Here is a 12,643-nt window from a genome sequence, read left to right as displayed (position 1 = left end):
GCCGGGGTTACATTAATTTTTTTCGAGTGCGCGAATCGATGTTAGAGCAACAACAGGCGGCGGGTATCAGGGTCGAGGCGTTGGTCGCGCAATTCCAGGCGCAGGCCGAGGCATGGGCGCAGCGACTGGGCTTGCCGCTGGTTGACGAGGCGGCGGAGTTTGCCGTGCAACTGGGCGCCGAGGGCTTGCAGATCCAGCAACTGGGGCCGCAGGCGCCCGGGCCTGTGCGGGTGGATTTCGTCGAGGGGCAGGCGGCGCATCGAAGGCTGTACGGCGGTGGCAACGGGCAGATGATCGCCAAGGCGGTCGGCATCGCCCAAGGCGTGCGGCCGCGGGTGCTCGATGCCACGGCGGGGCTGGGCAAGGACGCGTTCGTGCTGGCCAGCCTGGGCTGCGAGATGACCCTGATCGAGCGCCAGCCGTTGATTGCCGCGCTGCTGGAGGACGGTTTGGCGCGGGCGCGGGGGGATGCCGAAATCGGCCCGATCGTAGCGCACATGCAACTGCTGACGGGCAATGCCATCGAGCGCATGCGTGCGTGGGAGGGGGAGGCGCCGCAGGTGATCTACCTTGATCCGATGTTCCCGCATCGCGACAAGAGCGCGCTGGTGAAGAAGGAGATGCGGGTGTTCAGGCCGCTGGTCGGCGATGACCTCGATGCGCCTGCCCTGCTCGAGGCCGCCCTGGCGCTGGCCACCCACCGGGTGGTGGTCAAGCGGCCGCGCAAGGCGCCGATCATAGAGGGGGGCAAGCCTTCTCACAGCCTCGAGGGCAAATCCAGCCGGTACGATATCTATCCCAAGAAGGCGCTGAAGGGGTGAAGGTCGGTCTTTGATTCAATCTGTGGGCAGTGGCGGCTCCTGCGCCCGGCGATACCGCCCGGCGGGTCTGCCGCCGTGGCGCAGACTCGGTTATACTCGCGGGCTTTTCACCGAATTCGCACGAGAGCTGCCCGCCCATGGAAATCCAACCGATCCTGAACACCATCAAGGACCTCACCGAGCGTTCCCAGTCTATTCGGGGGTATCTTTGACTACGATCACAAACATGATCGTCTGGTCGAAGTAAACCGCGAGCTGGAAGACGCCGCCGTCTGGAACAAGCCCGAGTACGCCCAGGCCCTGGGCCGTGAGCGCGCGATGCTGGCGCAGGTGGTCGAGACGCTTGATAAGCTGGCCAACGGTCTGGCCGACTGCAAGGACCTGCTCGACATGGCTGTCGAAGAGGGCGATGAAGGCGCTGTCGGCGATGTCGAGACCGAGCTGCAAGGGCTGGAGGAATCCCTCGCCCTGCTCGAGTTCCGTCGCATGTTCAGCGGCGAGATGGACCCGAACAACGCCTACCTGGATATCCAGGCCGGCTCCGGCGGCACCGAGGCCCAGGACTGGGCCAACATCCTGCTGCGCATGTACCTGCGCTGGGCCGACAAGCGCGGCTTCGACGCCACCATCATCGAACTCTCCGAAGGTGAAGTCGCCGGCATCAAGGGCGCCACCGTGCACATCAAGGGTGAGTACGCCTTCGGCTGGCTGCGCACCGAGATCGGCGTGCACCGCCTGGTGCGCAAGAGCCCGTTCGACTCCGGCGCCCGTCGCCACACCTCGTTCTCGGCGGTATTCGTCTCGCCCGAGATCGACGACAAGGTCGAGATCGAGATCAACCCGTCCGACCTGCGCATCGACACCTACCGCTCCTCCGGCGCCGGTGGCCAGCACGTCAACACCACCGACTCGGCGGTGCGTATCACCCACGTGCCGACCAACACCGTGGTGGCCTGCCAGAACGAACGTTCCCAGCACGCCAACAAGGACACCGCCATGAAAATGCTGCGGGCCAAGTTGTACGAACTGGAAATGCAGAAGCGCAACGCCGCCTCGCAAGCCCTGGAAGACAGCAAGTCGGACATCGGCTGGGGTCACCAGATCCGCTCCTATGTACTCGATGACTCGCGCATCAAGGACCTGCGTACCGGTGTCGAGCGCAGCGACTGCCAGAAGGTGCTCGACGGCGACCTCGACGAGTACCTGGAAGCGAGCCTCAAGCAGGGGCTGTAAACCGCACACCACCGCCGCAATACCGGGCCTTTGCCCGGTATTGCGTGCCCTGCCCGACAGGGGCAACGAATACCTGATGGAAAGAATGACGACATGAGCGACCTCAAGACCGAAGCGCAAGACCTGCAACAGGAAGAAAACACCCTGATCGCGCTGCGCAAGGAAAAACTTGCCGCCGAGCGCGCCAAGGGCAACGCCTTCCCCAACGACTTCCGTCGCGACAGCTACTGCAACGACCTGCAGAAACAGTACGCGGACAAGACCAAGGAAGAGCTGGAAGCAGCCGCCATCCCGGTCAAGGTTGCTGGTCGCATCATGCTCAACCGTGGCTCGTTCATGGTCATCCAGGACATGACCGGCCGCATCCAGGTCTACGTCAACCGCAAGACCCTGCCGGAAGAGACCCTGGCGGCGGTCAAGACCTGGGACCTGGGCGACATCATCAGCGCCGAAGGCACCCTGGCCCGTTCCGGCAAGGGCGACCTGTACGTCGAGATGACCAACGTGCGCCTGCTGACCAAGTCGCTGCGCCCGCTGCCGGACAAGCACCACGGCCTGACCGACACCGAGCAGCGCTACCGCCAGCGCTACGTCGACCTGATGGTCAACGAGGAAACCCGCCACACCTTCCGTGTGCGTTCGCAGGTGATCTCGCACATCCGCAAGTTCCTCATCGAGCGCGACTTCCTCGAAGTGGAAACCCCGATGCTGCAGACCATCCCCGGCGGCGCCGCGGCCAAGCCGTTCGAAACCCACCACAACGCGCTGGACATGGCCATGTTCCTGCGCATCGCCCCGGAGCTGTACCTCAAGCGCCTGGTGGTCGGTGGTTTCGAGAAAGTGTTCGAGATCAACCGCAACTTCCGTAACGAAGGCGTTTCGACTCGTCACAACCCAGAATTCACCATGCTCGAGTTCTACCAGGCCTACGCCGACTACCGCGACAACATGGACCTCACCGAGGAACTGTTCCGCGAGCTGGCGCAGCTGGTGCTGGGCAGCACCGACGTGCCGTACGGCGACAAGGTGTTCCACTTCGGCGAGCCGTTCGTGCGCCTGTCGGTGTTCGACTCGATCCTCAAGTACAACCCGGAGCTCACCGCTGCCGACCTGCAGGACGTCGACCGCGCCCGCGAGATCGCCAAGAAGGCCGGCGCCAAGGTGCTCGGCCACGAGGGCCTGGGCAAGCTGCAGGTGATGATTTTCGAAGAGCTGGTCGAGCACAAGCTGGAGCAGCCGCACTTCATCACCGAGTACCCGTTCGAAGTCTCGCCGCTGGCGCGTCGCAACGACGACAACCCGGCCGTTACCGACCGCTTCGAGCTGTTCATCGGTGGCCGCGAGATCGCCAACGCCTACTCCGAGCTCAACGATGCCGAAGACCAGGCCGAGCGCTTCCTGGCCCAGGTGGCCGAAAAGGACGCCGGTGACGACGAAGCCATGCACTACGACGCCGATTTCGTCCGTGCCCTGGAGTACGGCATGCCGCCGACCGCCGGTGAAGGCATCGGCATCGACCGCCTGGTGATGCTGCTGACCAACTCGCCGTCGATCCGCGACGTGATCCTGTTCCCGCACATGCGTCCACAGGCCTGAGTGATCTGAACAAGCCGCCTTTCGAGGCGGCTTTTTCTTGCCTGAAGCTTTATGTTGTTTGTACCGGCCTCATCGCGGGGCAAGCCCGCTCCCACGCTACATCGCAAGTTTCAAGCTTTGTGGTGCAACCGTGGGAGCGGGCTTGCCCCGCGATGAGGCCGGTACAGGCAACCCACTGTTCGTGAGGTAAACCCGAGTGACCCCCGCCATGCCCCACCAGGGCGCCGCCGGCATCGCCACCGCCGTCGCCGAAAGCGTGCAGTACCAAGGCCGCAAGACCGCCCGACAGGGCAGCGAACAACGCCGCCAGCAGATCCTCGACGCTGCCATGCGCATCGTCGTGCGCGATGGCGTGCGCGGCGTGCGCCACCGCGCCGTGGCCGCCGAGGCCGGCGTGCCGCTGTCGGCCACCACCTACTACTTCAAGGATATCCAGGACCTGCTGGCCGACACCTTCGCCCAGTATGTCGAGCGCAGCGCGGCCTACATGGCCAAGCTCTGGACCAACACCGAAGGCGTGCTGCGTCAGTTGCTGGCCCAGGGCGACGGCAGCCACGAGGCGCGGGCGCACCTGGCCGATGAAGTGGCGCGCATGCTGGCCGACTACGTGCTGCGCCAACTGAACAACCGTCGCGACTTCCTCATGGCCGAACAGGCCTTCCGCCAGGAGGCGCTGCTGTGCCCGCGCCTGGCCGAATTGGTGCAGGCCCACGAGCAGATCCTGCTGCATGGCGCGCGCCAGATACTGCAGGTGGTCGGCTCGCGCCAGCCGGAACAGGATGCCCAGATGTTGACGGCGATTATCGAGCAGATGGAATATCAGGGCCTGCTCAAGGATGCGAATGCGCAGTCCGATGGGCAGATGCTCGCTATCCTTGTCCGATACCTGCAGATGGTGCTGGCCTCGGCCTGAGTGGCGAACGATTTTTCAAGGAGAACCTGATGAAAGCCTGGCGTGTGGTGTTGTTGACCTTGTCATTCCTCCTGCTGGGCGGTTGTCTGGTGACCTTCGACGAACCGCTGCCGGCCAACCAGCCAGCGCCTAAGGCCCTACTCGGGCAGTGGAGCAGCAAGGACGCCTGGGGCCAGCCGCTCAAGCTGAGTATCAGCCGCGCCGGTGGCAATACCTACAAGGCAGTGGCCCGTGCCCAGGGCAAGGCGCCCGAGGAGTACGTCTTCACCGTGGCCCGGCACGGCAACCGCTGGTACCTGTCGGCGGGCGTGCCCAAGCGGCTGGGCGGCAACTTCCTGATTGGCGGCTTCGAGGTGATCGACGGCAAGCAGCTGGTGGTCTACAACCTCGATGTCGAGCAGGTCCAGCAGGCAGTGGACGAGAAGGAGCTGAGCGGGCGCAGCACCAAGGTGCCCGAGGACAATGGCCCCGGCGTGCTGATCGACAGCCCGACGGAGCGTGTGCTGGCCTATCTGGACGACCCGGCCAACTCCGACTTGTTCGTCGAAGTAGCGCGCTTCCAGCGCTCCGCCAAATAGCACTGAGCATACCGGCCTCCTCGCGGGGCAAACCCGCTCCCACGCAACCTCGCGACAGGCTTCAACAAGGAGTCCCCGGTGGACGAATACCAGCAAACTATCCGCAGCCTGTCCGATCGCATTGTCGCCACGCAGACGCCGATTCGCGTGCTCGACGCGGTGAAGTGGGACGACGGCATCCGCCAGGGCTTCCTCAAGGCCAAGGGCAAGGAGCCGCCTGCGGTAGATCGCGCCTATTACCAGAACCGGCCGTTGTCGTTCGACTCCAATGCGGTGAAAGCCGAGTTCCAGAGCATCGAGCGCGACATCACCCGACAACTGGGCCAGTTCAACCCGGTCGGGCAGATCATGCGGCGCATGTGCAAGGAGTACCGCATGGTGGTGCGCATGCTTGAGGCGCGAGGCACCGAGGATTTCGGCCTGATTTCCCAAGAGCTCTACGGCGCCGCCTCCGATGCCTTCCACGCCGGTGACCCGACCCTGGCCGACCTGGGCCTGATGCTCTCGGACTACCTGAACAACATCGACGGCCGCGGCGACTTGAAGGACGAGCCGAAGAACCTCACCGCCAAGGAAGCGGTGGAGATTCTCCAGCGTCGCCTGAACAAGGTGTTCGGCGAAGCCGAGGAAACCATCCGCGTGTTCGAGTCCGACGGTATCGTCGCCGACGCCGCGGCCGGCGCCGACTACATCAAGGTGCGCGCCGACGCCATGTTCAACAGCCGCGACGTGCGGGCTCTGGAGGTCCACGAAGGGCTGGTGCATGTCGGCACCACCCTCAATGGCCTGAACCAGCCGATCTGCACCTTCCTGGCCAAAGGACCGCCCTCGTCGACGGTGACCCAGGAGGGCCTGGCGATTCTCATGGAAGTGATCGCCTTCGCCTCCTACCCCAGCCGCCTGCGCAAGCTCACCAACCGCACCCGGGCCATCCACATGGTCGAGGAGGGCGCGGACTTCCTGCAGGTCTTCGAGTTCTTCCGCGGCCAGGGCTTCGAGATGGGCCAGAGCTACAGCAACGCCAGCCGGGTGTTCCGTGGTTCGGTGCCCAACGGCCTGCCGTTCACCAAGGACTTGTCCTACCTCAAGGGCTTCATCATGGTTTACAACTACATTCAGTTGGCCGTGAAGAAGGGCAAGCTCGAGCAGATCCCGCTGCTGTTCTGCGGCAAGACCACCCTGGAAGACATGCGCACGCTGCGTCAGCTGGTCGAGGAAGGGCTGGTGGAGCCGCCCAAGTACCTACCTGAACAGTTCCGCGACCTCAACGCGCTGTCGGCCTGGATGTGCTTCTCCAACTTCCTCAACCACCTGAGCCTGGACCGTATTGAAGCCGACTACGCGAACATTCTCTGACGCCTGCCGTCACCTCGCCTTCGGCCTCGGCTTGCTGCTGCTGGGGGGGTGCAGCAGCCTGCTGTTCTATCCCGAGCCCGGCCAGCCGATCACCCCGGCACAGGCACATTTGCAGTATCAGGACCTGAGCCTCACCGCCGCCGACGGCACGCGCCTGCACGGCTGGTGGATCCCGGTGCCGCAGGGTGTCGAGGTCAAGGGCACCGTGCTGCACCTGCATGGCAACGGCGGCAACCTGGCCTGGCATCTGGGCGGCAGCTACTGGCTGCCGAAAGCGGGCTACCAGGTGCTGATGCTCGACTATCGCGGGTATGGGCTGTCCCAGGGCAAACCGACGCTGCCCGAGGTGTATGGCGACATCGGCGCGGCCCTGGACTGGCTGCGCGCCGCTCCCCAGGTGCAAGACAAGCCGCTGGTGCTGCTGGGCCAGAGCCTCGGCGGGGCGATGGCCATTCACTATCTGGCACAGCATCCCGAGCAGCGTCGGCGTTTCAGCGCCCTGGTATTCGACGGTGTGCCGGCCAGCTACCGGGCCGTGGGGCGTTATGCCCTGAGTACCTCGTGGATGACCTGGCCGCTGCAGGTGCCGCTGTCGTGGCTGGTGCCCGATGGCGACAGCGCGATCCACTCGATCGAGCGCCTGGACAGCCCGCCGAAGCTGTTCTTCCACAGCATCGACGACAACCTGGTGCCGCTGGACAACGGCCTGCGCCTGTACCGGCATGCACCGCCGCCGCGGGTGCTGCAACTGACCCGTGGCGATCATGTGCAGACCTTCGCCGACCCGACCTGGCGCCAGGTGATGCTGCGCTTCCTGGACGATCCCACGCACTTCAACGGCCTGCGTCGTCTGGCCGAAGTACCCAACTATCCTGACGAGAAGAACAAGCAATGAGTGAAGAACGCAACGCCATCCCGCTGATCCTGACCGGTGTCGGCAGCATCATCGTGACGGTGGGAGCCCTCTGGTACTACGGCTACCTGCATTTCGCCAAGCCTGAGGACGCCCTGTTGCTGCAGGACTTCACCATGCTCAAGACCATTCCCGGCGAGGACTACAAGCTCTCGCTGACCCCGGCGCCGCAGGTGGCGCAATGCATCGACGGCGTGCTGGTGCTGTTCGATACCCAGCAGAAAGGGCTGACCGGCGTTCTGGTGGACAACCGCAAGCGCGCGGTGCGCTGCGCCGGGCAGGAGACGCCGCAGCAGGAGCTGCAGTAACAGAAGGTACAGTAGCGGCACCCCTGGCAACGGGCTTGCCCGCTGCCACAGGCCCGGCCGGCGTCATTCGTCGTCGGCAGTGCCGTCGGCCCGCCAGTAGGCGGCAGCCTTGAGGGCGTCTTCCTGCACGCCCTTTTCCAGCAGCAGCGCCTTGGCCTGCCGGGTCAGTGCCTTCTCCAGCGCCACCCAGCCATACAGCCGGCCCTGGGGCAGCGCCAGGTGCCTGACCCGCTCCAGCAGGTCTTCTGCATGCCGGCGCACCCAGATCACCTCCACTTTCGCCTTGCTGGCCAGTGCCTGGCGCTCTTGCTCGTCCTCGATCTGGATCACCGCCAGTACCTGGCGCCCCGCTGGTAACTCTTCCAGGCGCCGGGCGATGGCCGGGATTGCGGTTTCGTCACCGATCAGCAGGTAGCTGTCGAAGATGTCCGGCACCACCATCGAGGCACGTGGGCCGGCAATGTCCAGGGTCTGTCCTGGCGTCGCCTGTGCGGCCCAGGTGGAGGCGGGGCCGTCGCCATGCAGGACGAAGTCGATATCCAGTTCAAGGTTCGCCAGGTCGATACGCCGTGGCGTGTACTCGCGCATGGTCGGTCGGGCGCCGCCGTCGCGGCCGAGGTTGCGGGCGTCGATGGCCTGTTGTTCTTCGGGCGTGCAGGCGAACAGCAGCTTGATGTGATCGTCGCTGCCGACGCTGGCGAAGCCCGCCAGCTCCGCGCCACCCAGGGTGATGCGGCGCATGCGCGGGGTCAGGTCGACGACCCGCAGCACGTCGAGGCGGCGTTGGCGGATCTCATGGTTGACGCGATGGATCGTGGCACTCATGGGGTGTTCTCCGTAACAGGGATGGCCGGCCCGGAGGCGATGGCCTTGGCGGTGTCGTTGAGCAGGTTGCGCACCCGCTCGATCTCTTCGGCGCTCCAGCGGCCGCTGTGCATGTGCAGGGCATGGCGCAGGTTGCCGACGGCTTCGTGGATTTCCGCGGGGCGGTCATGGCCGCGCAAGGCACGCTTGCTGACCTCAATGCGCATGCGCACGCCGTCGAGGGCGACGGCCTGTTCTGCCAGGGCGCTGCGACCTGCGTCGGTGATGGCGTAAAGGCGCTTGCTGCCCTGGATGGCGCCGGTGACCAGCTCGGCTTCCTCGAGGTAGCTGAGGGTCGGGTAGATCACCCCGGGGCTGGGGCTGTAGCTGCCGTCGAAGAGGCTCTCGATCTGACGGATCAGGTCGTAGCCGTGCCCCGGTTGCTCGGCCAGCATCGACAGCATCAGCAGTTTCAGGTCGCCCGGGGCGAATACCCGTGGGCCACGTTCGCCGCGGCCGGGGCGGCGTTCGAAGGGATCATGGTCACGCATGGAGAGGGCTCCGTCTGTTTAGATATATCGCAAGATATTACTCAAGATATATCTAAAGACAAGCCCTCAAATGCAGATGATTATCATCTAGTTTTTTGATGGTTCATGACTGTCCCGCCACTTGCGGTGCCTTGCAGGCGGTGGGGTTGCCTGGTTCCAGGTACGGCATGAGGATCGGCGCCATGCCCTTGAGCACCTGCACCGGCAGTGCCGAGGTGAAGGTGAAGGCCTCGGCCGTGCGCCCCGGAACGAACGCGGTGAGGGTGCCGAAGTGGTTGTCGCCGAGGAAGAACACGAAGGTGGCGGTGCGGTTCAGCGAGCGCGAGCCGATCAGCCGGCCGCCGGCGCCGAAGCTTTCGATACGGTTGTCGCCAGTGCCGGTCTTGCCGCCCATCACCAGTGGCGTGCCGTCGTGCAGTTTGAAGCTGCCGGAGATGCGCCGCGCGGTACCGGCATCGACCACCTGCGACATGGCGCCCTTGAGCGCCCGGGCGACCTCGACGGGCAAGATCCGCTGACCGCGGTCCGGGTCGCTGATCAGTTGCGTCTCGTACGGGGTGTTCTGGGCGAAGTGCAAGGTGTCGATGCGCAGGGTCGGCAGGCGCACGCCATCGTTCTGGATGATCCCGACCAGTTCGGAGAGGGCGGCCGGTCGGTCGCCGGAGCTGCCGATGGCGGTCGCCAGCGACGGTACCAGGTGGTCGAACGGATAACCCACGCGCTTCCAGCGCTGGTGGATGTCGGTGAACGCCTCGATCTCGACCATGGTGCGGATGCGGCTGTCGCGGGCGCCCTGGTGGCGGCTCTTGAACAGCCAGCTGTAGACCTCCTGGCGTTCGAAGCGGCTGGCGTTGAGGACGTCCTTGAGCGAGGCACCCGGGTTTTTCAGCAGGTAGCCGAGCAACCACAGGTCCAACGGGTGGACCTTGGCGATGTAGCCCTGGTCGGGCAGGTCGTACTTGCCTGGGCCATAGGCCTCGTACATCTCCACCAGGCGGCCGTCGGTGAGCTTGGCCATGGCCTTCTTGTCGTCCTTGCTGTGGGCGCGGACGAAGGCGTTGAAGGTTTCCTGGCCGGCCTCGGGGAACAGGTAGCGGTGCACCGCGGCCAGGCGCTGCGGGGTCACGCGCATGCTGTCGAGGAAGGTGTCCAGGCGCTGCTGCGAGGTCTTGCGCTGGTATTTCTTCCAGAAGCGCATGGTGTAGTTGGAGCCTTCGCGGTCGGCGAAACGCGCCAGGTATTCCTGGCGGCGCGGGTCGCTGTCGTCCCTTAGCAGCGGCTCGCGGTTGAACGGTTGTTGGTAGGTGACGTAGCGCACGATGTCGCGCATCAGGCGGATGAACGGCAGGTTGATCGATTCGCGCAGGGCGTCCTTGAGGGTCGGGTTGCGGTTGTTGTCTTCCTTGCGGAAGTTGTTGAACACATGCATGCCGCCACCGGTGAAGAAGGCCTCGCCGGTGTTGGCCGAGTACTTGCGCTCAAGGGCTGCGTCGAGCATGGCGTCCAGGCTCTGGTTCTTGCCGTTCTGCATCAGCCATTCCAGTGACCACTGGCTGATGCGGTCGAGTTCGGCCACCGGGACTTTCTTCAGTTCGGCGGCGGGTTTGCCGGCGTACTTGTCGTGCAGCTCGGCAACGATTTCCAGGTAGGTGGTAAGCACCCGCAGCTTGGCGGTGGAGCCCAGCTCGAGCTTGCTGCCTTCGTTGATGTCGAAGGGCTGGTTGGTGCTGTCGGTCTGCACCCGCACCCGCGAGCCGTCGGCGGTGCGTTCGAACAGAGTGAAGCTGTAGCTGACCTGGTCGGTGGTCTTGCTGGTCAGCAGGCGTTCGCCGATCAGGCCGAGCTGTGCGGCGAACGCCGGGTCGGCGAGGTTCTTCAGGTACTGACTGACCTGCACCTGCAGGTCGGCCTGCAGGGTGCTGGTGGCCGATAGGTCGAGGCGGTCGAGGTCGTACAGCGGCCGGTTGAGCATCGCCGCCAGGCGGTTGCGGGCCAGGCTGATGCCCTTGTTGGTGATGATCGGCACGATGGTCGGTTGGGCCACCCAGTCGCGGTACACCGCCTTGCTGGCCAGGGCGGCGTCGGCCAGTGGACGGTCGATGACCGCGTTGGCGGCGAGTACCCGGATGTGCGAATCGGTCAGTTCCGCCAGTTCGATGCGGCCCTTGGACAGGTAATGCGAAGGACGGCGTTGGGCGATCATCAGCGACAGCACCTGGCGCAGGGCCAGGCCGCGCTCGGCCATGCTCTTGTCGTCGGTGGCCGTGGAGGTGAGCGCCTGGTTGACCTGATCGAAGTCGGCGCCGTACCACACCCGCAAGCCTTCGGCCATGCCGTGCACCTCACCGTGGCCTGGGACCGCCGACAGCGGCACGCTGTTGAGGTAGTCGCGCACGATGCGTTCGCGGGCCTCGGTGGTGTCGGGGCCACCCTGGTAGGCGCGCACGCTGGCGGAGATCATCTGGCGGATCTTCTCGGCGCCGGAGACGGTCAGCCCGTCCGGCGAGTGGCGATACTTCTCAAGCTGGGTGGCCAGGGTGCTGCCACCGGCCGACTGGCCGGGCAGGGCCAGGTACTTGGCAATCTGGCTGTAGGCCGCCTTGGCGAAGCGTGGCCAGTCCACCGCCGGGTTGTTTTGCGGGTCCTTCGGGTCGAGCAGGTCGCGGTTCTCGATGAACAGCAGGCTGTTGACCATCACCGGCGGGATCGCTGCGAAGTTCGGGTACAGGTGCTGCGGGTAGTTGTACTGGTAGAGCATGTCGCCGCGGCAGTCGGTGATCGACAGGCCGGCCTGGATTTTTTCCACGTATGGCACGAACAGGCCGTGATCGACGTAGTTCATCAACGCCGGGGAAAAGCGCACCTGCTGGTTGATCAGGTAGTCGCGCTTGAGCAGCCGTGGCAGGAACTCGCCCAGGGCGCTGTAGCCCAGGCGTTTGTCGAACGGGCCGTCGCCCGGGTAGACGATGGCATCGCTCGGGCCGGGCTCCAGGGCATAGGTCAGGGTACCGGCCAGGCGGCTGAATTCACGGGACTGCAGGCGTGAGGTCTGGAATTCGTCGTAGGCGGCCATACCTATCGCCACCAGTGCCACCAGCAGGATAAGCAGGATCAGGCGCCACCACAGGCGGCGCTGACGTGGGGTCTTGGACAAGGGGGCTTCAGCCTGAGCTTCTTTGGGTGCTTCCGTTCTGGTTGGTTCCGATTGCCACAGTGCGCCCATAGTCTTGAGTCCGGCCAGGTGTTTTCGCGTTGCTTGTCTGAAGCTTAGACGGTGGCCGAGTTTGGTGAAAAATTTGTAAGAAGCTTCGGGGAATCACGCATGAACATGCGCCTTTGGTGCGGCTTCCATTCTTCGGCAATGTTGCTAAGGTAGCTGCCCCATTCCTGTGCATGGGCGGAGCGAGGCTAGGATGCCCCTCCGGTGAAGGCTATCTGGCCGAGAATTCTCGCCAAATTTCCTGCTGTATATAGTGAAAAGCCCTGCAAGCGGCTTCCTATACTGCTCGCCCCCTTCGACCCGTCGGCGCCCTTGGCCCCGGTGGACAGGCCGGTCCACAAGGCCGCCTG

At 64.7% G+C, this 12,643-nt stretch carries 11 protein-coding genes; 8 read left to right on the top strand and 3 right to left on the bottom strand.

What is annotated here, in order from left to right:
- Positions 1–38: 38 nt before the first annotated feature.
- The 8 genes from KHO27_RS16490 (at position 39) to KHO27_RS16455 (ending at position 7,718) form a co-directional block, all read left to right on the top strand.
- The gene (locus tag KHO27_RS16490) at positions 39–821 is read left to right on the top strand and encodes a class I SAM-dependent methyltransferase (protein WP_214500496.1); all 783 of its coding nucleotides are present in this window, start codon (positions 39–41) and stop codon (positions 819–821) included.
- Between the two features lie 137 nt (positions 822–958).
- Positions 959–2,054 (top strand): peptide chain release factor 2 gene (prfB, locus tag KHO27_RS16485; protein WP_102684078.1). Its coding sequence is split into 2 segments (ribosomal slippage): positions 959–1,030 and positions 1,032–2,054, totalling 1,095 coding nucleotides; the frame shifts between segments, so codons are not numbered across the junction.
- A gap of 93 nt (positions 2,055–2,147) precedes the next feature.
- Complete coding sequence (gene lysS, locus KHO27_RS16480; protein WP_023630948.1) at positions 2,148–3,650, top strand: lysine--tRNA ligase; 1,503 nt, start codon at positions 2,148–2,150, stop codon at positions 3,648–3,650.
- A gap of 208 nt (positions 3,651–3,858) precedes the next feature.
- Positions 3,859–4,563: a TetR/AcrR family transcriptional regulator gene (locus tag KHO27_RS16475; RefSeq protein WP_110701916.1), complete on the top strand. Its 705-nt coding sequence runs from the start codon at positions 3,859–3,861 to the stop codon at positions 4,561–4,563.
- 29 nt (positions 4,564–4,592) lie between these two features.
- Complete coding sequence (locus tag KHO27_RS16470; RefSeq protein ID WP_111532152.1) at positions 4,593–5,141, top strand: LolA-like protein; 549 nt, start codon at positions 4,593–4,595, stop codon at positions 5,139–5,141.
- A 78-nt stretch (positions 5,142–5,219) separates the two neighbouring features.
- A complete protein-coding gene (locus KHO27_RS16465; RefSeq protein ID WP_046854425.1) occupies positions 5,220–6,497 on the top strand; it encodes a flavohemoglobin expression-modulating QEGLA motif protein in 1,278 nt (425 codons plus the stop codon).
- Entirely contained in the window at positions 6,469–7,392 is a 924-nt protein-coding gene (locus tag KHO27_RS16460; protein ID WP_214500495.1) for an alpha/beta hydrolase, read from the top strand. Before KHO27_RS16465 ends, KHO27_RS16460 begins: the two co-directional genes overlap by 29 nt.
- Positions 7,389–7,718, top strand: a complete 330-nt coding sequence (locus KHO27_RS16455) for a PA3694 family proteiin (protein ID WP_023632434.1) — start codon at positions 7,389–7,391, stop codon at positions 7,716–7,718. The genes KHO27_RS16460 and KHO27_RS16455 overlap by 4 nt, the downstream gene beginning before the upstream one ends.
- Positions 7,719–7,781: 63 nt before the next feature.
- Here KHO27_RS16455 and KHO27_RS16450 read toward each other — a convergent pair whose 3' ends face one another.
- The 3 genes from KHO27_RS16450 to KHO27_RS16440 form a co-directional block, all read right to left on the bottom strand.
- A complete protein-coding gene (locus KHO27_RS16450; RefSeq protein WP_110701922.1) occupies positions 7,782–8,543 on the bottom strand; it encodes a siderophore-interacting protein in 762 nt (253 codons plus the stop codon).
- Positions 8,540–9,073, bottom strand: a complete 534-nt coding sequence (locus KHO27_RS16445; protein WP_046854428.1) for a PadR family transcriptional regulator — start codon at positions 9,071–9,073, stop codon at positions 8,540–8,542. Before KHO27_RS16445 ends, KHO27_RS16450 begins: the two co-directional genes overlap by 4 nt.
- Before the next feature lie 103 nt (positions 9,074–9,176).
- Positions 9,177–12,296: a biosynthetic peptidoglycan transglycosylase gene (locus tag KHO27_RS16440; RefSeq protein WP_214500494.1), complete on the bottom strand. Its 3,120-nt coding sequence runs from the start codon at positions 12,294–12,296 to the stop codon at positions 9,177–9,179.
- Between the last annotated feature and the right edge of the window lie 347 nt (positions 12,297–12,643).

Source organism: Pseudomonas sp. RC3H12, from assembly GCF_018596375.1.
Taxonomy (GTDB): domain Bacteria; phylum Pseudomonadota; class Gammaproteobacteria; order Pseudomonadales; family Pseudomonadaceae; genus Aquipseudomonas.
Note: the sequence above shows the minus strand (reverse complement) of the source record. Positions and strands in the feature narration are given on the sequence as shown.

Excerpts from the sequence above, each read along its gene's own strand:
- KHO27_RS16490 (WP_214500496.1), top strand. The coding sequence starts at position 39 with ATGTTAGAGCAACAACAGGCGGCGGGTATCAGGGTCGAGGCGTTGGTC.
- lysS (WP_023630948.1), top strand. The coding sequence starts at position 2,148 with ATGAGCGACCTCAAGACCGAAGCGCAAGACCTGCAACAGGAAGAAAAC.
- KHO27_RS16475 (WP_110701916.1), top strand. The coding sequence starts at position 3,859 with ATGCCCCACCAGGGCGCCGCCGGCATCGCCACCGCCGTCGCCGAAAGC.
- KHO27_RS16470 (WP_111532152.1), top strand. The coding sequence starts at position 4,593 with ATGAAAGCCTGGCGTGTGGTGTTGTTGACCTTGTCATTCCTCCTGCTG.
- KHO27_RS16455 (WP_023632434.1), top strand. The coding sequence starts at position 7,389 with ATGAGTGAAGAACGCAACGCCATCCCGCTGATCCTGACCGGTGTCGGC.
- KHO27_RS16450 (WP_110701922.1), bottom strand. The coding sequence starts at position 8,543 with ATGAGTGCCACGATCCATCGCGTCAACCATGAGATCCGCCAACGCCGC.
- KHO27_RS16445 (WP_046854428.1), bottom strand. The coding sequence starts at position 9,073 with ATGCGTGACCATGATCCCTTCGAACGCCGCCCCGGCCGCGGCGAACGT.
- KHO27_RS16440 (WP_214500494.1), bottom strand. The coding sequence starts at position 12,296 with ATGGGCGCACTGTGGCAATCGGAACCAACCAGAACGGAAGCACCCAAA.